Genomic DNA, 17,589 nt, shown 5'->3' with positions numbered 1-17,589 from the left:
CGGCATAGCCTCGGACCGTGGCCACCCTCGACGATCTGCGCCGCACCGCCGTCGGGCTGCCCGGCAGCGAGGAACGCGCGACCACCGGCGGCGCGGCGTGGTTCGTGCGCGGCAAGCTCTACGCGTGGGAGTGCCACCCATGGCCGAGCATCCCCGACGACATGCGCGCGATCATCGCGGCCGAGCTCGTCGTCGGCGTCAAGGTCGCCGATCCCATCGATGCGCTCGCCCTCGTCGAGATGGCGCCCGACGTGTTCCTGCGCACGACGACGAGGTGGGGCGAGCCCAAGGTCGCGTTCCGCATGGCCGGCATCGACGACGACCATCTCGCCGAGCTCGTGACCGAGGCATGGCGCGTCCAGGCGCCGAAGTACCTGCGGCGCGAGTTCGACGACGCCGAACCGCACCCCCGATGACATACTCGGCGATGTGAGGGTGTATTTCGCCGGCCCGCTCTTCACGGGCCCTGAGCGCAGCTGGAACGCCGACCTCACGGTAGCGCTCCGGGCCGCCGGGCATCAGGTCTTCCTCCCGCAGGAGAAGGGCCTGGAGCAGGACGCCGCGGCGATCTTCGCCGCCGATGTCGCCGGGATCGACTGGGCTGACGCCGTCGTCGCGATCATGGACGGTCCCGACCCTGATTCCGGGACGGCGTGGGAGGTGGGGTACGCCTTCCGCAAGAAGCCGATCATCCTGGTCAGGACTGACTTCCGCATGCAGTCGGGGAGACTCGGCGACTACAACCCGATGCTCACCGAAGCGGCGACGATACGGCTCGACCTCCCCGAGTCGTCCGCAACCGACGTGGCCGACGCCGTCATCGCGGCGCTCGAGCGTCTCGCGTCGACCCTGGGTCCGTAGCCGCGGCGTGCGGGGGATTCGGATGCCGTCCGTCCCAGCTGAGTCGCTCCATGCAGCCGGCGCGAGCGTCCGGCACGCCCCGGCGCACTGGACGCGCCACGGCGGGCGCACGAGAATGGGCGTCATGTGGCGCCGGTCCTGGTGCGCGCGGCGGACGGCGGCCTCGTCGTGAACGACCCGACCGAGGAGCCGAGGATCCGGACGCCCGATCAGCGCCTGCGGATCTTCGTCAGCTCCACCCTCCTCGAGCTCCGTCCCGAGCGGGCTGCGGCACGTCACGCGATCGAAGGGATGCACCTCGCGCCGGTCATGTTCGAGCTGGGGGCCAGGCCGCATCCGCCCCGGGAGCTGTACCGCGCCTACCTGGCGCAGAGCGACGTGTTCGTGGGCATCTACTGGCAGGAGTACGGCTGGATCGCCCCGGGTGAGGACATCTCCGGACTCGAGGACGAGTACTGCCTCGCGCCGGGCGACATGCCGAAGCTCATCTACGTCAAGCGGTCCGCCGAGCGGGAGCCGCGTCTCGCCGCGCTCCTCGAGCGGATCCGGGACGACGACGGCACCTCGTACATGTCGTTCGACACCGCCGACGAGCTCGCGCGCCTCGTGGGGTCCGACCTCGCGAGCCTGCTCGCCGAGCGGTTCGACGCGTCGCGTTCGGAGCCGGCTCCGAGTCCGGATGCCGGGTCGGGCGCGGCCGTCGACGTGCCCGCCGTGGGTGGCCGCATCCCCGTCACGTCGACCGACGCGGTCGGCCGCGAGACCGCGATCGCGACACTCCTCGACTGGCTGGGCTCGGATGCGAAGCGCCTCGTGACCCTCGTCGGTCCCGGCGGAATCGGCAAGACGCGTCTCGCCGTCGAGGTCGCACGTCTCGCCCAGGACCGGTTCGACCGCGTGACGTTCGTCCGCCTCGCCGAGGTGGCCGAATCCGGTGACGTGCTGCCGTCGATCGCCCGCGACCTCGGGGTGCGCGACACGCGGGATCGCCCCCTCGTCCGGCAGATCGGGTCGGCGCGCACCGGCAGGGTCGACCTCATCGTGCTCGACAACTTCGAACAGGTGCTCCCCGCCGCCATGGACGTCCTCGCCCTGCTGAACGCTCTCCCCGGCGCGACCTTCCTCGTGACGAGCCGTGCGCGGTTGCGGGTGCGCGGCGAACACGTCTTCGACGTCGAACCGCTCGCGCTGCCCGACGCGAACGCCCCACCGTCGGTCGAGCAGCTCCTCGAGGCCCCGGCCGTGCGGATGTTCCGGGATCGTGCCGAGGCGGCGGACCCCAGGTTCGAACTGACGGCGGAGAACGCGGCGGAGGTCGCGAGCATCTGCCGGGCGCTCGAGGGCGTCCCGCTCGCACTCGAGCTCGCCGCAGCTCGTATCCGCATCCTGACCCCCGCCGCGATGCTGGCACGACTCGATCGCGTGCTCCCGCTGCTCACGACCGGCGACCGGGATGTCCCGGAGCGTCAGCGCACGATCCGCGCGACGGTCGAGTGGAGCATCGACCTGCTGAGCCCCGACGCGAGGTCGATGTTCACCTGCCTCGGCGTGTTCTCCGGCGACTTCAGCCTCGACGCCGCCGAAGCGGTCACCGCCGGGGCGCCGTGGGCGACCGACCTGCTCGGCACGCTCCTCGAGCTCGTCGACGGCAGCCTCGTCCGCCAGCGCGAGGAGGCGGGCGTTCCGTTCTTCTCCATGCTCGTCCCCGTGCGGGAGCTCGCGGCCGCACGATTCGCGGAGGGAGCGGATGCCGCCGCCGTGTACCGCGCGCACGCGGACTTCTACGTGGAGCTGTCCCTCGCGGCGGAACCGCTGCTCCGAGGGCCGACCCAGCCCGCCGCCGTCGCCCGTCTCGAAGCCGAGCGCGACAACCTGCGCGCCGCGTACCGGCACCTCATCGCGCTCGGCGAGGGCGACGCAGTGGCCGAGGCCGTGTGGCAGACCTTCCTCTACTGGTGGATCCGGAGCCTCATGCCTGAGGCGCGAGCGTGGATGGAGGAGGTGCTCGACGCACACGTGCCGCTGTCGCGGCGGGCGCGGGCGATCGCCCTCGCCTACTCCTCGTGGGTCTCCGTCTGGCAGCGGGATCCGTCGGTCACGACCGAACCGGCGGCCGAGAGTGTGGAGCTGTTCCGCGCCGAGGGCGACGAATTCTCCGAAGCCCTTGCTCTGGCCATCCTCTCGCTCTGCTGCATGTCCGTCTCGCCGCCTCAGCTCCGTCGTGCGCTGGAGGGTCAGCGGGAGGCGCTGGACCTTCCCGCGGTGCAGGCGAACCCGACGTTCCTCGCGGTGCTGTTCACGGGGCTGGGGCGGGTGCTGTTCCACAGCGGCGATCCGGCCGCAGCCCTCGAGGTCTTCGAGCGGTCGCGCGACGTCGCCGTGGCGGCGGGCGACCTCTTCGTCGAGAGCATCGCCGTGACGCAGGTCGGCTGGGCTCGCCTCGCCCTCGGCGATCCCCGTCCCGATCCGTTCCTGCGCGCGCTCGAGATCGCGACGGGTCTCGACAACGTCGGCGGGATCGCCTTCGCCTTCGAAGGGCTCGCCGCCACGGCGGGCACGACCGGCGACGTCGAGCGGGCCGGAACGCTGCTCGGTGCCGCGGAGAGCCTGCGTTCGCGGACCGGGCTGATGGACCAGCGCGAGTACCGCTCGTACCAGCCCGTCGTGGACGCGATCCTCGCGGGCGATCGGGCGGCCGACTTCGAGGCCGCGCGCGAGGCGGGTCGCCGGATGCCGCGACCCGACGCGCTGGCCATGGCGCTCGAGCGCACGACTCAGGTGACGTCGACGTGAGCGACGGCATCGACGGTCCGTCGATCCGCACGCCCGACCGGCTGCTGCGGGTCTTCGTGAGCTCCACGCTCCGCGAGCTCGAGCCGGAGCGGGCGGCCGCGCGGCGTGCGATCGAGCGCCTGCATCTCGCTCCGGTCATGTTCGAGCTCGGCGCGCGCCCGCATCCGCCCCGCGAGCTCTACCGTTCCTACCTCGCGCAGAGCGACGTGTTTGTCGGTGTCTACTGGCAGCAGTACGGCTGGATCGCCCCGGGCGAGGACATCTCGGGGCTCGAGGACGAGTACCGCCTCGCGCCACCCGACATGCCGAAGCTGATCTACCTCAAGCAGCCCGCTGCGCGCGAGGAACGCCTCGCCGCGCTCGTGCAGCGGATCCGGGACGACGACGCCGCGTCGTACCTGCCGTTCACCGATGCCGACCACCTCGCACGGCTCATCGAGGCCGACCTCGCGACACTCCTCGCCGAGCGGTTCGACGCCTCACGTGCGTCGCGCGGAGCAGATGCCGAATCACATGACGCCGCTGCGGAGCCGCTGCCGCTCCCGGCGACCGATGTGCTGGGACGCGACGCGGATGTCGCCACGCTGCTCGGCTGGATCGGTGTCGACGACGGCCCGAGGCTCGTCACGCTGGTCGGCGCAGGAGGCATCGGCAAGACGCGCCTGGCGCTCGAGGTCGCTCGTCGCGCGAGCGACCGGTTCGACCGGGTGACGCTCGTCGCACTGGAGCACGTCCAGGAGGACCGCGACGTGGTGCCCGCGATCGCACGGGCGTTCGGGGTTCGAGACGTGGGGGAGCTGCCCATGCTCGACCGGATCGTCGCCGCGCGTGCCGGCCGGCGGGACCTGATCGTGCTCGACAACTTCGAGCAGGTGGTCGCATCCGCGCCGGTGGTTGCGACGCTTCTGGCTGGCCTGCCCGAATCGACGGTGCTCGTGACGAGTCGGGCGCGGCTCCGGCTGCGGGACGAGCAGGTGTACGACGTCGACCCGCTGGCCCTGCCGCTCGGAGGGGACGGCACCCCGCTGCAGGAGATCCTGTCGTCTCCGGCGGTCCGCCTGTTCCGGGACCGCGCGCGAGCGGCGGATCCCCGTTTCGACCTCACCGAGCAGAACGCCGAGGCCGTGGCCCGCATCTGCCGAGCGCTCGACGGCGTGCCGCTGGCGATCGAGCTCGCGGCGACTCGCATCCGCGTCCTCACTCCCGAGGCGTTGGTGTCGCGCCTCGATCGCGTCCTCCCGGTCCTCGCCACGGGCGCCCGGGATGTGCCCGAGCGCCAGCAGACCATCCGCGCCACGGTGGAGTGGAGCATCGACCTGCTCACCGCCGAAGCGCAGGCGCTGTTCACTCGCCTCGGCGTGTTCTCGGGCGACTTCAGCCTCGACGCGGTCGAGGCGGTCGTCGACGGCACGCCGCTGGCCGAGGCGGCGTTCGACGCGATCGCGGAGCTCGTCGACGGCAGCCTCCTCCGGCAGCGCGACGACGCCGGTGTCCCGTTCTTCTCGATGCTCGTCCCGGTGCGCGAGATCGCGACCGCGAGGCTCGAGCGCGACCCGGATGCCGCGGCAACCCGACGTGCGCATGCCGACCACTACGTCCGCCTCGCCGCCGAGATCGAGCCGAAGCTGCGGGGAGCCACGCAGCTCGCGGCGCTCGACCGGCTCGAGGCGGAGCGGGACAACATCCGATCGGGGTATCGCCATCTCATCGACCTCGGCCAGACGGAGGCCGTGGTCGATGCAGTGTGGCGCCTGCTGCTGTACTGGTGGATCCGGAACCTGTTGCCCGAAGCGAAGGCCTGGATGGGAGACGTGCTCCGTGCCGGCCCACCGCTCGCCCCCCGCACCCGTGCGATCGCGAATGCGATCTCGGCCTGGGTCTCGCTGCTGCAACCGACCGCCGAGATCGACCTCGCCCCGATCGAGGAGAGCGTCGAGCTGTTCCACGACCTCGGCGACGCGTTCGGGGAGGGCTGCTCGCTGACGGTGCTGAGCATCGCGTGCACGTATCGGTGGCCCCCCGAGCTGGACCGCGCGGAGGCGTTGCAACGACGAGCGGTCGAGCTCGTCGGACCGGAGCTGGATCCCACGTTCAACGCCTTCTTCAGGTCCAGCCTCGGCACGATCCAGCTCTATCGCGGGAATGCCCGTGGCTCGCTCGAGGTCGCGGAGACCGTGATCGCGGAGGCCGTCGGGTTCGGCGATCGCTTCGTGGAGTCGATCGCGCTCACGAACGCGGGATGGGGACGGCTCGGCCTGGGCGAGGCGCGTCCAGAGCTCTTCACGCGAGGGCTGGAGCTCTCATTGCAGCTCGGCTTCGAGGACGGCAACGGCTACGCGCTCGAGGGGCTGGCGGCGTGCGCCGCGTTGAGCGGGGACGTGGCGCGCAGCGGGTTGCTGCTGGGGGCGGCCGAGGCCTCGCGCACCCGCACGGGCATGGCCGACCAGCGGGCGCGGATGACGCATGCGCCGTTCGTGCAGCAGGTCCTCGCCTCGGAGTGGGCCGAGTCGTTCGAGGCTGCGCGGGCCGAAGGACGTGCCCTCTCCCGCGGCGCGGCGATCGACCTGGCCCTGGACGGGCGAACCGGCGCGGATCGATGAGTCCGGCCGGCCCGCCCGATCGCGTCAATCCTTTGCGAGGTCGGCCTTCACGAGCTGACCGCCCGCCAGACCGGCGAGGATCGCGCCGACGTCGAGCCCGGTGAGCGACTTGACGACCTCGGTGCCCTCGCCGAGCACCTGGCCGACGGTCTTCGTGATCGCGCTCGCGCCGTCGGTCGAGACGACGGTGAGCGTGTCGATGTTGCCGATCGGCTCCGCGGCGGCGCGCACGATCTCGGGCAGGCGGGAGATGATCTCCTGCGCGAGGGCCGCCTCGCCGTACTTCTTCAGGGCGATCGCCTTCGCGTCGGTCGCGGCGGCATCCGCGAGGCCCTCGGCCTGGATCGCGGCGGCGCGCGCCTCGCCCTCGGCGCGGATACCGGCGGCGAGGGCCACCTGGCGGTCGCGCTCGGCCTCGCCCGACACGCGGACGGCCGTGGCCGAGGCCTCGGCGTCCTGCACCGCCGCGACCTTGTTCGCCTCGGCGATCTTCGTGCGCTTGTAGGCGTCGGCTTCGGTTGCGGCGTTCGCGGCGTCGCGCTGCGCGGTGGCGCGCTGCACCTCGGCGTAGGCCGCCGCCTCGGCGGGCTTGCGGATGTCGATGTCGAGGCGTTCCTGGGTCACGAGCGCCTGCTCGGCGAGCGCGTCGCGCTCCTGCACGGCGACCAGCTTGTCCTGCTCGGCCTTCGCGAGCTGTCCGGCAGCCTCGGCCTCCGCGTTCGCCTTGTCGGTCTCGGCCTTGATGATCGCCTGCTTCAGGCTGAGGGCCTTCTGGCGCTCGGCGATCTGCTCCGCGGCCTCGATGCGCGCGAACTCGGCGGCGCGCGCGGCATCCGTCTCGCTGATCTCGGCGACCTGGCGGGCACGGGCAGCCTCGGCGCGACCGAGGTTGCCCAGGTAGTCGCTGCCGGGCGTCGAGATGTCCGAGATGTTCAGCAGGTCGACCTGGAGGCCCTGCTCGACGAGGTCGGCCTTCGTCTCGGCCACGACCCGGTCGGAGAGGCTCTTGCGGTCGGAGATGATCTGCTCGATGGTCATGTCGCCGACGATCGAGCGCAACGATCCCTCGAGGGACTCCTTGATGATCTCGGTGAGGAGGTCCTGCTGCGACAGGAAGCGCTGGGCGGCCCGCCGCACCCCGTCCTCGTTGCCGCTCACCTTGAAGTTGATCGAGGCCTTGATCGCGATCTTGATGCGGTTCTTGTCGACGCCCTCGACGGTGATCCCGATCTGGCGCTGCTCGAGCGAGATGGCGAAGCCCTGCTGGAGGATCGGCCACACGAACGTGCGGCCGCCGATGATGACCCGCTGTCCGATGGGCGCCTCGCCGGGTGCGGGGCGTCCGGCGCCGCGACCGACGATCACGAGGGCCTCGTTCGGCGGGACGCGCCGGATGCGACGGGCGATGAAGGCGAGCAGGGCGATGAGCGCGATCGCGATCGCGACGATCGAGATCACCTGCACCAGGAAGGGGTCGAGCACGGGCGGTCCTTTCAGGGTTCCGGAGGATTCCGGAGGATGACGGGGTGGAACTCGAGGGGGTCTGGGTACAGATCGGGGCGGCCGTCAGTCGGCGACGACCTTGACGCGCGTGCCGGCGTGCTCGATCACGCGGATCCGCGCGCCCTCGGCGATCGGGGCGTCGGACCAGGCGAGGCGGCGTTCGATCTCGCCGGGGCCGTCGAGGCTGACCTCGCCGCCCGACGACGACACGTCGGACTTCGCGACGCCCGTGAGCCCGAGCGCCGAGGCGGGCACGCCGTCGGAGCTGCGCGTCAGGCTGCGGACGGCCATGGCGCTGAGCAGGTAGGCGACGACGGCGAGCACCGCGGCCAGCACGTACGCCCAGACGACGTCGATACCCCAGGTCACGGTGAGTGCTCCGGCCGCGCCGAAGACCACGAGGCCCACGGCGATCGCTGTGCCCGAGATGGCTCCGTCGCCGATGTCGAAGTGGTTGAGGATGTCGCCGAGCACGAGCGAGATGACGAGCAGCACGAGGCCGAGGCCTCCGACGATCAGGAAGGGGAGGAGCAACGTCGGGGGCCTCTCGTGCGCACGAATCCCGCGGGCGACCACCCGCGGGTGCACTCACCCTACCGGCGACGGGGTCGTCCGCGCATCAATCGTGCGCACCTTCGTCGCACCGGCGTCACGGGAGCGCAGGATGGCCGAGCGAGAGGGCGTCGACGGCCGCGTCGCCGCGGATCCGGCGCATGCACGCCACGACCTCGTCGACGACCGCGGGGGAGAGCGCTGTGCAGACGACGCTGTTCCGGCCGGCAGCGGCGAGGCCGCCCGCGCGGATGCGCACGACCTCCCAGCCCACCTCGCGGAGCGCCTCGTCCTTCTCGAGGTCGGAGCCCTCCTTGAGCCCGCGATGGGCTCGCCGCGAGCGGCCGGGATCGTCGTACTCGATCGCGATGCGCAGCTGCGGCACGAGGATGTCGGGCCAGACCTCCTGGCGACCGTAGAACGTGCGGGCGATGCGCACCGCGTTGACGCCCTGGTGCAGCCGGATGCGCTCGCCCAGCAGCATCCTGAGCCGCTGCTCGGTCTGCGAGGTGCGCGTGCGCAGGCCCGGGTTCATGTAGGCGACGCCGGCCTCGCGCGCGGCGGTGGGACCGCCCGCATTGACCCGGCACTTGGGGCAGCCGGGGCCGGTGAGCACCTCGCTGATCGTGGCGGCGTACCGATCGTGCCCGCGCGCGCAGCGCCAGTCGTACGTGGCGCCGATCCGCGTCTCGCGGGCCAGCGCCGATCGCTGGGCGGGCGCGACGCGGCCGAGGAGCTCGCCGCGGCTGCGGTGCGTCTCGTCGATGAGCATGCACAGGGGACACACGCGCCGGAGAGCGACGACCCCGTCGGCGCCGGCGACAGCCCCGTGGCCGCACCGGAAGCTCACCGCGACCACGATCGGATCCCTCGCTGCTCCATGGGACCTATGGTGCGGCATCCCGCCGACACTCCGGACGGAGTCGGCCGGACTGCCGGTGTCACCGGCCGCGGCGAGAATGGAGCCGTGCACGTGGTGGTCGGTGCGGGAGCCCAGGGGCGGATCGTCCTCGTCGACCCCGACGACCCCGCCAGACCCCTCGCCGAGGTCGAGCCCGACGGGTTCGCCGACGCCGTCCGCGCGCTCGAGGCGCGCGAGCATCCGCGCTGGGTGTGGGCGGAGACGCGCCGCTGGTATCCGCGCCTCCTCGAGGCGGGCGTCCGGGTCGAGCGGTGCCACGACCTGCGGCTCTGCAGCGCCATCCTCGACCGATCGACGATCACCGAGTGGGCGCGCGCGGGCGGGCGGCACGCGCGGCCCGGGTGGCTTCCCCCCGGACCGGCCGAGGCCGGTGGCGCGGTCGCCACGACCACGACTCCAGCGGTGGCCGCGCACAGCGCCCTCTTCGACCTCGACGACTTCGGCGGCGACTCGGGGGTCGGCCTCGGCAGCGCCGCAGAGCCCGCGATCGATGTTGCCCCCGTACCGTCCACGGATGCCGCGGGGCGCGCGTCAGGGGCATCCGTCCCGGTCGACGCGGTCGCGGCCGAGCTCGCACGCCAGCTCGCCCTCGTCGCCGAGGGCGACGACCCCCGACGCCTCCGGCTCCTGCTCGCGGCGGAGTCCGCGGGGGCGCTCATCGGCGCCGAGCTGCAGGCCGCCGGCATGCCGTGGGACCGCGCCGTGCACGAGGCCGTGCTCGAGTCGGAGCTCGGGCCGCGCCCCTCGCCCGGATGGAAGCCGGCGCGGATGGAGGCCCTGGCGACCCGGGTGCGCGAGGAGCTCGGCGCGGCATCCGTGAACCTCGACTCGCAGGCCGACCTGCTGCGCGCGCTGCGCGGCGCGGGCATCCCGGTCGAGTCGACCGCGCGCTGGGAGCTGCGCGACCACGACCACCCCGCGATCGAGCCCCTCATCGCGTACAAGAAGCTCTCACGCCTGCTCAGCGCCAACGGCTGGACGTGGCTCGACGAGTGGATCCTCGACGGACGGTTCCGTCCCGAGTACGTGCCCGGCGGCACGGCAACCGGCCGGTGGGCGACGTCGGGCGGGGGAGCGCTGCAGCTGCCGAAGAACGTGCGCAGCGCGGTGGTCGCGGATCCGGGCTGGACGCTCGTCGTGGCCGACGCTGCGCAGCTCGAGCCGCGCGTGCTCGCGGCGATGGCGCGCGACGAGGCCATGGCCGAGGCGGCGCGCGGACGCGACATCTACCGCGGACTCGTCGACGGCGGTGTCGTGGGCACGCGCGACGAGGCGAAGGTCGCGATCCTCGGCGCCATGTACGGGGCGACGACGGGCGACAGCGGGCGCCTCGTGCCGCGCCTCGCCCGTGCGTTCCCGCGGGCGATGGGCCTCGTCGACCGGGCCGCGGCCGACGGCGAGCGCGGGCTCCCGGTCACGACGCTCCTCGGGCGGTCCTCACCGCTCCCGTCGGCGGAGTGGCGCGCGGTGCAGGCCCGCGCGAGCGAGCCCGACGCCACGGCCGTCGACGAACGACGAGCGCGCTCGCGGGCGCGCGACTGGGGTCGGTTCACCCGCAACTTCGTCGTGCAGGGCAGTGCGGCGGAGTGGTCGCTCTGCTGGATGGCCGCGCTGCGCGGCCGCCTCGCCGAGATCGGGTCGACGGTGACGGATGCCACGCCCGACGCGGTCGCCTCGGGCCCGGTGTTCGGCCGGACGCCGCACCTCGTGTACTTCCTGCACGACGAGATCATCGTGCACGCCCCTCGCGAGACGGCCGACGCGGTCGCCGCCGCCGTCGAGGAGACCGCTGCGGCGTCGGGGCGCCTGCTCTTCGGCGACTTCCCGGTCGACTTCCCGCTCGACCTCGCGATCGTCGAGAGCTACGCGTCGGCGGGCTGAACAGCGTCGATTGCATCGCTCGGCTCGGCCGAGACGGATGCCGCACCCGGGCGTCGTCCGCGCCTGGGTCGCTCCGCACGGGGCGGGAACGGGATCCGCTCCTGCGCCGACACCTCGTCGAGCCAGCCCAGCATCGCCACCGCGCGCGACCGCTCGGCCGCCGTGACGAGCGAGACGAGCGCCCGCTCGCCCTCGGCGGGCGCCGGCTCGTCGCTCGACGTGCCGGCCGCGGTGACGGTCGATCGCTCGTCCGAATCGGATGCCGCGTCACGACGCCGCGTCCAGCGACCCCGCTCCGCGACGAGCACCGCGTCGGCATCGACACCCGGCAGCGAGCGGGCGATGAGCACGCGGTCGAGGGCCTCGTCCCACGGGTCGGCGCCCGCGGCATCCGTGCCCTCGAGCCAGGATCGCGCCGCGGTCGCACCCGCGGACGTGAGGCCGTAGAGGGGGAGGCCGTCGTCGGTCGTGCCCGCGGGCTCGACGAGCCCCTGCTTCTGCAGGCGCTCGAGCGTGGCATAGGTCTGGCCGACGTTGATGCTGCGCCGGCCGCCCGTGCGGGTCGCGAGGCCGCCGTGCAGTTGGAACCCGTACGCAGGACCCACGGTGAGGAGCGCGAGGAGCGCGTCGCGCACGGCCATGTGCACCTCCGGCTGGGGGATCGGGAACGCTTCACCGAGCATACTGTTCCGTGTCGTCCGCGATCGAGGCGTGTCGCCAGAGGTCGCGGAATGGGGCTCCGACCGGCGCGGATCCTTGTCAGGGGCGGGATTCCGCGGCATACTCGTCGATGACGGCTCGCCGTCCACAATCGAACACCCGCTGTCCGGCGGTTCCGAGGTCGTAGGGGAAGACGCACCTCGAGAACGGAGACGGAGATGGCGGAGAAGGTCACGCGGGCCGTGCGCGCCGCGCGAGGCGTGCTGTTCGTGCACTCCTCGCCGCGGGCGCTGTGCCCGCATGTGGAGTGGGCTGCCGGGCGTGCGCTCGGCACGGCCGTGAACTTCGACTGGTCGGAGCAGCCGGTCTACCGCGGTCTCCTGCGTGCCGAGTTCACCTGGGAGGGCGAGGCCGGCACCGGCGCGAAGCTCGCGTCAGCGCTCCGCGGCTGGGACCAGCTGCGCTTCGAGGTGAGCGAGGACCCGACGCCAGGGTCCGACGGCGCGCGCTGGATGCACACGCCCGAACTCGGCGTCTACTTCGCGCAGACCGACACGGCCGGCAACACCGTCATCCCCGAGGACCGCATCCGCTACGCGATGGAGGTCGCGGGCCACGACGCGGTCGAGCTGCACCGCGAGCTGCGCCTGGCCCTCGGCCAGGCGTGGGACGACGAGCTCGAGCCGTTCCGCCACGCGAGCGACTTCGCCCCGGTCGTCTGGTTGCACCAGGTGGGCTGAGCGGCGACGCCGCCCGAGCGGCGCGACGCGGAAGTCGGATGACCCTTCCCGGCGACCGCACGAGCGAAGCAGTGGGCGGCGACGAAACGGGCCCCGCGCCGGGAGGCGTCGGGGCCCGTTCCATGAGCCGTGCGGATCAGGCGGTGCGGAAGCCGACCACCGCGTTGTGCCCGCCGAAGCCGAACGAGTTCGAGATCGCCACGAGCGGGCCGTCGCCGAGGGCGCGCGGCTCGCGCACCACGTCGAGGTCGATCTCGGGGTCGAGCTCGGTGACGTTGATCGTCGGGGGAGCCGTGCGCTCGTGCAGTGCGAGCACCGTGAAGATCGCCTCGATCGCGCCGGCGCCGCCGAGCAGGTGCCCGGTGGAGGCCTTCGTCGCGCTCACGGCGATGTTCGGGAGGTGCTCGCCGAAGACGGCCGCCAGGGCGGTGTACTCGGCGATGTCGCCGACGGGCGTGCTCGTCGCGTGCACGTTGATGTGGGCGACCTCGTCGAGGCCGACGCCGGCCTGCTCGAGGGTCGCCCGCATCGCGCGGGCCGCGCCGGTGCCCTCGGGGTCGGGCGCCGTGATGTGGTACGCGTCGCTCGTGACCGCACCGCCGATGAGCTCGGCGTAGATGCGCGCGCCGCGGGCCTTCGCGTGCTCCTCGGTCTCGACGACGAGCGCCGCGGCGCCCTCACCCATCACGAAGCCGTCGCGCGCCACGTCGTACGGCCGCGACGCGTGCGCCGGGTCGTCGTTGTTGCGCGAGAGCGCCTGCATCGAGTTGAACGACGCGATCGTGATCGGGTGGATGGCCGATTCCGAGCCGCCCGCGATGACCACGTCGGCGAGTCCGGCCTGGAGGTGGTTGTACGCGTTCACGAGCGCCTCGGTGCTCGACGCGCAGGCCGAGACCACCGTGGTGATGCCGGCGCGTGCGTGCAGGTCCATGCCGACCGCGGCGCCCGGGCCGTTCGGCATGAGCATCGGCACGGTCATCGGCAGGACGCGTCGGGGCCCGCGCTCGCGCAGCGTGTCCCACGCGTCGAGCAGCGTCCAGACGCCGCCGATGCCGGTGGCCCAGTCGATCGCGAGGCGGTCGGACGGGACGTCGGGCGCACCGGCATCCGCCCAGGCCTCGCGGCCGGCGATGAGCGCGAACTGGCTCGACGGGTCGAGTCGCTTGAGCTCGTGCCGCTCGAGCACCTCGGCGGGTGAGACCATCGCGTTCGCGGCGAAGGTGACGGGCAGGTCGTACTGCTCGACCCAGTCCTGCTCGATGGTTCGCGCGCCGGACACGCCGGCGAGCAGGTTCGCCCAGCTGTCGCGGGCGGTGCCCCCGAGCGGCGAGGTCGCGCCGATGCCCGTGATGACGATCTTCTTGGTCATACGAAAAACACTCCAGGAGGGGAGACGGGACGCCGATCGAGCGGGCCGAACCGCGTGGCCGGCCCGCTCGAGTCAGCGACTAGGCCTGGGCCTTGACGATGAAGTCGACGGCGTCGCCGACGGTCTTGAGGTTCTTGACCTCTTCGTCGGGGATCTTGACGTCGAACTTCTCCTCGGCGTTGACGACGATCGTCATCATCGAGATGGAATCGATGTCGAGGTCATCCGTGAACGACTTGTCCAGCTCAACCGTGTCGGTCGCGATGCCGGTCTCGTCGTTGATGAGCTCGGCCAGGCCGGCAAGCACTTCTTCGGTGGACAATGCCATGGTTCTTCTCCTTGAGGGGTGTCTCGTTTGACCGAGACTCAGTCTAGATGGACGATGAACGGCGGTTCAGGGAAGAACCACCACTTGGGCGCCGAACACGAGGCCGGCGCCGAAGCCGATCTGGAGGGCGAGCCCTCCCGAGAGTTCCGGGTGCTCCTCGAGCAGCCGGTGGGTCGCGAGCGGGATCGACGCCGCCGACGTGTTGCCGGTGGTCGCGATGTCGCGCGCGATGACGACGGTCTCGGGCAGCTTCAGCTGCTTCGCGAACTCGTCGATGATGCGCATGTTGGCCTGATGCGGGATGAACGCCGACAGGTCGGCGCTCGTCACGCCCGCGGCATCCAGCGCCTGCTTCGCGACCTTGGCCATGTCCCACACGGCCCAGCGGAAGACGGTCTGCCCCTCCTGGCGGAGCGTGGGCCACTCGGCCGCCCCGTCGCGGAACTCCGTGAGCGTGTGGTTCATGCCGACCGCGTCGGCCTTCGAGCCGTCGGAGCCCCAGATGGTGCGGGCGATGCCGGGGAAGTCGCTCGGTCCGATGACGACCGCGCCCGCACCGTCGCCGAGCAGGAACGAGATCGAGCGATCCGTCGGGTCGACGACGTCGGAGAGCTTCTCGGCGCCGATCACGAGGGCGTAATGAGCGACCCCCGTGCGGATGAGGGCGTCGGCCTGCGCCACGGCGTAGGCGTAGCCGGCGCAGGCGGCGTTGGCGTCGTACGCGGCCGCGGGGTTCGAACCCACCCGGTCGGCGACGACGGCCGCCATCGACGGGGTCTGCTGCACGTTGGAGATCGTGGCGACGATGACGAGGTCGATGAGCTCGGGCGCGACGCCGGACTTCGCGATCGCCTCCTTCGCGGCATCCGTCGCCAGGTCGAGCGCGGACACGTCGGCGCCGGCGCGGGCGCGGGTCACGATGCCCGTGCGCTGCTGGATCCACTCGTCGGAGGAGTTGATCGGGCCCACGAGGTCGTCGTTCGGCACCGCGTTCTCGCCGCGGGCGGCCCCGATCGCGTAGATGCGCGTGTAGGCGGGTCCGTGCGACTGCTGGAGAGTGGGTTTCGTCATGCTCGGCTTTCTCTGTGCGCCCGTTGGAGGATCGTCGTGCCCGGTCAGGCGGCCTGCTCGATGAGCTCGATGGCCGCGGGCAGGTCGTCGGGGGTCTTCACGGCCACGGTGGGCACGCCCTTGAGGGCACGCTTCGCGAGGCCGACGAGCGCGCCGGCCGGGGCCACCTCGATGAGGCCCGTGATGCCGGCGGCCGCGAACGACGCCATGTCCTTGTCCCAGCGCACGGGCGACGACACCTGCCCGACCAGGAGGTCGACGAACTCCCGGCCCGAGCTGACGACGGTGCCGTCGCGGTTGGTCCAGAGGGTGATGCCGGGGTCCGACACGTCGAGATCCGCCGCGACGAGCGCGAGGCGGTCGACGGCGGGGCGCATGTAGCGCGTGTGGAAGGCGCCCGCGACCTGCAGCGGGATGACCCGTGCGCCGGCCGGCGGCTCGGCCCGGAGGCGCTCGAGCGCGTCGAGGGCGCCGGCGACGACGATCTGGCCGCCGCCGTTGAAGTTCGCGGGCTCGAGTCCGAGCTCGTCGAGGCGGGTGGTGAGCTCCGCCTCGTCGGCGCCGATGACGGCGCTCATGCCGGTCGCCTCGAGTGCCGCGGCATCCGCCATCGAACGACCGCGCTCGGCGACGAAGCGCAGCGCGTCGGCCTCGGCGAGCACGCCGGCGCCGGCCGCGGCGGTGATCTCGCCGACCGAGTGGCCCGCGATGCCGCCGATGCGGTCGCGACGGCCGTCGGCGAGGAGCGGCGCGAGGGCGAGCAGGCCGGCGGCCACGATGAGGGGCTGGGCGATCGCGGTGTCGCGGATCGTGTCGGCGTCGCTCTCGGTGCCGTGCGTCGCGAGGTCGACGCCGGCGGCCTCGGAGTAGGCGGCGAGCTGCTCCGCCGCGGCGGGGTCGGCGAGCCACGGTGCGAGGAATCCGGGGGTCTGCGAGCCCTGTCCAGGGCAGACGACGACGATCACCCTCCCTATCCTGCCAATGACCGCCACCTCGGGTGTGTGTCATTGCGACAAGCTCTCGCGAGAACCCTTGTGCGTGCCCGACAGGCAGGGCGTGACGGCTGCCGCCGAACCGGCCGGATCGGCCTCAGCCCTGGCGTCGGCGCGGCTGGTGCTCGTGGTCGCTCATCGATCCGATGATGAGCGCGGATTGCAGGATGAGCGCCTCGCGGGCGCCCGTGGCATCCCACCCGATGACGTCGGAGACGCGCTTCAGCCGGTAGCGCACGGTGTTGGGGTGCACGAACAGCTCGCGGGCGGTGGCCTCGAGGGAGCGCCCGTTGTCGAGGTAGCTCCACAGGGTCGTGAGGAGCTCGGTCGAGTGCGCCTGCAGCGGCCGGTAGATGCGGTGCACGAGCGTGGCGCGGGCCAGCGGGTCGCCGGCCAGCGCCCGCTCGGGCAGCAGGTCGTCGGCATGCACCGGTCGCGGCGCGTGCCGCCACGACCGGGCCACGGCGAAGCCCGCGAGTGCCGCCTTGGCGCTCTTCGACGCGTCGACGAGGTTCGGCACCTCGTGGCCGAGCACCAGGTGCCCAGGGCCGAAGTGCGGCTCGAGCTGCGTGGCGATCTCCATGAAGGTGAGCGCGGGGGAGGTGCCGATGGTCTCCTCGGGCTCGCGGCCGAGGGGGTCGGACCGGCCGATCACGAGCACGAGCCGGTTGCCCTGCACGCCGATGAGCACGTCGGCGTGCATGTGCCGTGCGGCCCGGCGCACGTGGTCGACGTCGAGCTGCTTCGGCGCCGTGCCCACGAGCACGGCGACCTCGCCGTGCCCGTGCCAGCCGAGCGCGGCGATGCGGCTCGGGAGCTCGTCGTCGTACTCGCCCGAGAGGATCGAGTCGACGACGAGCGCCTCGAGCCGGGCGTCCCAGAGCCCGCGCGCCTCCGCGGCGCGCGCGTACACGTCGGCCGCGGCGAACGCGATCTCCCGGGAGTACAGCAGGATCGCCTCGCGCAGCTCCTCGCCGCCGCCGTTCTTGACCCGCTCCTCGACGACCTCCACGACCACCCGGATGAGCTGCAGCGTCTGCTGCAGGCTCACCGAGCGGAGGAGCTCACGTGGCGCCGCACCGAAGACGTCGGCCGCGATCCACGGCGTCGACCGCGGATCGTCGTACCAGGCGATGAACGACGAGATGCCCGCCTGGGCGACGAGGCCCACGGCCGAACGGCGGCTCGGCGGCATGTCGCCGTACCACGGGAGCGTGTCCTCCAGGCGCTTCAGCGTCTGGGTCGACAGCTCGCCCGCGATGGTGCGCAACCATGCGAGCGTCTCCGCCTTCGTCCTGGGCTTCGTCGCCACCT

The 17,589-nt window shown here is 72.4% G+C and carries 15 protein-coding genes; 6 read left to right on the top strand and 9 right to left on the bottom strand.

Features of this window, described 5'->3' with window-relative positions:
- Positions 1–17: 17 nt before the first annotated feature.
- The 4 genes from ACWGO8_RS18255 (at position 18) to ACWGO8_RS18240 (ending at position 6,254) form a co-directional block, all read left to right on the top strand.
- Positions 18–416, top strand: coding sequence for an MmcQ/YjbR family DNA-binding protein (locus ACWGO8_RS18255; RefSeq protein ID WP_452044369.1), 399 nt, complete (start codon positions 18–20; stop codon positions 414–416).
- A 13-nt stretch (positions 417–429) separates the two neighbouring features.
- The gene (locus ACWGO8_RS18250; protein ID WP_452044368.1) at positions 430–861 is read left to right on the top strand and encodes a nucleoside 2-deoxyribosyltransferase; all 432 of its coding nucleotides are present in this window, start codon (positions 430–432) and stop codon (positions 859–861) included.
- A 126-nt stretch (positions 862–987) separates the two neighbouring features.
- Entirely contained in the window at positions 988–3,654 is a 2,667-nt protein-coding gene (locus tag ACWGO8_RS18245) for a DUF4062 domain-containing protein (protein WP_452044367.1), read from the top strand.
- The gene (locus tag ACWGO8_RS18240) at positions 3,651–6,254 is read left to right on the top strand and encodes a DUF4062 domain-containing protein (protein WP_452044366.1); all 2,604 of its coding nucleotides are present in this window, start codon (positions 3,651–3,653) and stop codon (positions 6,252–6,254) included. Before ACWGO8_RS18245 ends, ACWGO8_RS18240 begins: the two co-directional genes overlap by 4 nt.
- A 24-nt stretch (positions 6,255–6,278) precedes the next feature.
- On the opposite strand, the gene ACWGO8_RS18235 is transcribed toward ACWGO8_RS18240, so the two are convergent.
- From ACWGO8_RS18235 to ACWGO8_RS18225, 3 genes are all read right to left on the bottom strand, one after another.
- A complete protein-coding gene (locus ACWGO8_RS18235; protein ID WP_452044365.1) occupies positions 6,279–7,736 on the bottom strand; it encodes an SPFH domain-containing protein in 1,458 nt (485 codons plus the stop codon).
- Positions 7,737–7,820: 84 nt separating this feature from the next.
- The gene (locus ACWGO8_RS18230; RefSeq protein ID WP_452044364.1) at positions 7,821–8,291 is read right to left on the bottom strand and encodes an NfeD family protein; all 471 of its coding nucleotides are present in this window, start codon (positions 8,289–8,291) and stop codon (positions 7,821–7,823) included.
- Between the two features lie 115 nt (positions 8,292–8,406).
- A complete protein-coding gene (locus ACWGO8_RS18225) occupies positions 8,407–9,081 on the bottom strand; it encodes a hypothetical protein (protein WP_452044363.1) in 675 nt (224 codons plus the stop codon).
- A 195-nt stretch (positions 9,082–9,276) separates the two neighbouring features.
- On the opposite strand from ACWGO8_RS18225, the gene ACWGO8_RS18220 reads away from it, so the two are divergent.
- Entirely contained in the window at positions 9,277–11,112 is a 1,836-nt protein-coding gene (locus ACWGO8_RS18220) for a bifunctional 3'-5' exonuclease/DNA polymerase (protein ID WP_452044362.1), read from the top strand.
- Here ACWGO8_RS18220 and ACWGO8_RS18215 read toward each other — a convergent pair.
- On the bottom strand, positions 11,094–11,795 hold the full coding sequence (locus tag ACWGO8_RS18215; protein ID WP_452044361.1) for a PadR family transcriptional regulator: 702 nt from the start codon (positions 11,793–11,795) through the stop codon (positions 11,094–11,096). The genes ACWGO8_RS18220 and ACWGO8_RS18215 overlap by 19 nt on opposite strands.
- Before the next feature lie 195 nt (positions 11,796–11,990).
- On the opposite strand from ACWGO8_RS18215, the gene ACWGO8_RS18210 reads away from it, so the two are divergent.
- Positions 11,991–12,512, top strand: coding sequence for a DUF3145 domain-containing protein (locus tag ACWGO8_RS18210; protein WP_452044360.1), 522 nt, complete (start codon positions 11,991–11,993; stop codon positions 12,510–12,512).
- 136 nt (positions 12,513–12,648) lie between these two features.
- Here ACWGO8_RS18210 and ACWGO8_RS18205 read toward each other — a convergent pair whose 3' ends face one another.
- From ACWGO8_RS18205 to ACWGO8_RS18185, 5 genes are all read right to left on the bottom strand, one after another.
- Positions 12,649–13,884, bottom strand: coding sequence for a beta-ketoacyl-[acyl-carrier-protein] synthase family protein (locus ACWGO8_RS18205; RefSeq protein WP_452044359.1), 1,236 nt, complete (start codon positions 13,882–13,884; stop codon positions 12,649–12,651).
- A 79-nt stretch (positions 13,885–13,963) separates the two neighbouring features.
- Positions 13,964–14,212, bottom strand: coding sequence for an acyl carrier protein (locus ACWGO8_RS18200; protein ID WP_056731598.1), 249 nt, complete (start codon positions 14,210–14,212; stop codon positions 13,964–13,966).
- A gap of 66 nt (positions 14,213–14,278) precedes the next feature.
- Complete coding sequence (locus ACWGO8_RS18195; RefSeq protein ID WP_452044358.1) at positions 14,279–15,283, bottom strand: beta-ketoacyl-ACP synthase III; 1,005 nt, start codon at positions 15,281–15,283, stop codon at positions 14,279–14,281.
- A gap of 44 nt (positions 15,284–15,327) precedes the next feature.
- A complete protein-coding gene (locus ACWGO8_RS18190; RefSeq protein WP_452044357.1) occupies positions 15,328–16,248 on the bottom strand; it encodes an ACP S-malonyltransferase in 921 nt (306 codons plus the stop codon).
- A gap of 124 nt (positions 16,249–16,372) precedes the next feature.
- Complete coding sequence (locus tag ACWGO8_RS18185; protein WP_376954622.1) at positions 16,373–17,587, bottom strand: PucR family transcriptional regulator; 1,215 nt, start codon at positions 17,585–17,587, stop codon at positions 16,373–16,375.
- Between the last annotated feature and the right edge of the window lie 2 nt (positions 17,588–17,589).

It is taken from the genome of Agromyces sp. NPDC055661 (assembly GCF_053618135.1).
The sequence above is the reverse complement of the archived record's forward strand: the minus strand, read 5'-3'. Positions and strand labels throughout refer to the sequence as shown.

What these genes read in the sequence shown, in the direction of transcription:
- ACWGO8_RS18200 (WP_056731598.1), bottom strand. Translation starts at nt 14,212, where the DNA reads ATGGCATTGTCCACCGAAGAAGTGCTTGCCGGCCTGGCCGAGCTCATC.
- ACWGO8_RS18215 (WP_452044361.1), bottom strand. Translation starts at nt 11,795, where the DNA reads ATGCTCGGTGAAGCGTTCCCGATCCCCCAGCCGGAGGTGCACATGGCC.
- ACWGO8_RS18195 (WP_452044358.1), bottom strand. Translation starts at nt 15,283, where the DNA reads ATGACGAAACCCACTCTCCAGCAGTCGCACGGACCCGCCTACACGCGC.
- ACWGO8_RS18210 (WP_452044360.1), top strand. Translation starts at nt 11,991, where the DNA reads ATGGCGGAGAAGGTCACGCGGGCCGTGCGCGCCGCGCGAGGCGTGCTG.
- ACWGO8_RS18205 (WP_452044359.1), bottom strand. Translation starts at nt 13,884, where the DNA reads ATGACCAAGAAGATCGTCATCACGGGCATCGGCGCGACCTCGCCGCTC.
- ACWGO8_RS18225 (WP_452044363.1), bottom strand. Translation starts at nt 9,081, where the DNA reads ATGCTCATCGACGAGACGCACCGCAGCCGCGGCGAGCTCCTCGGCCGC.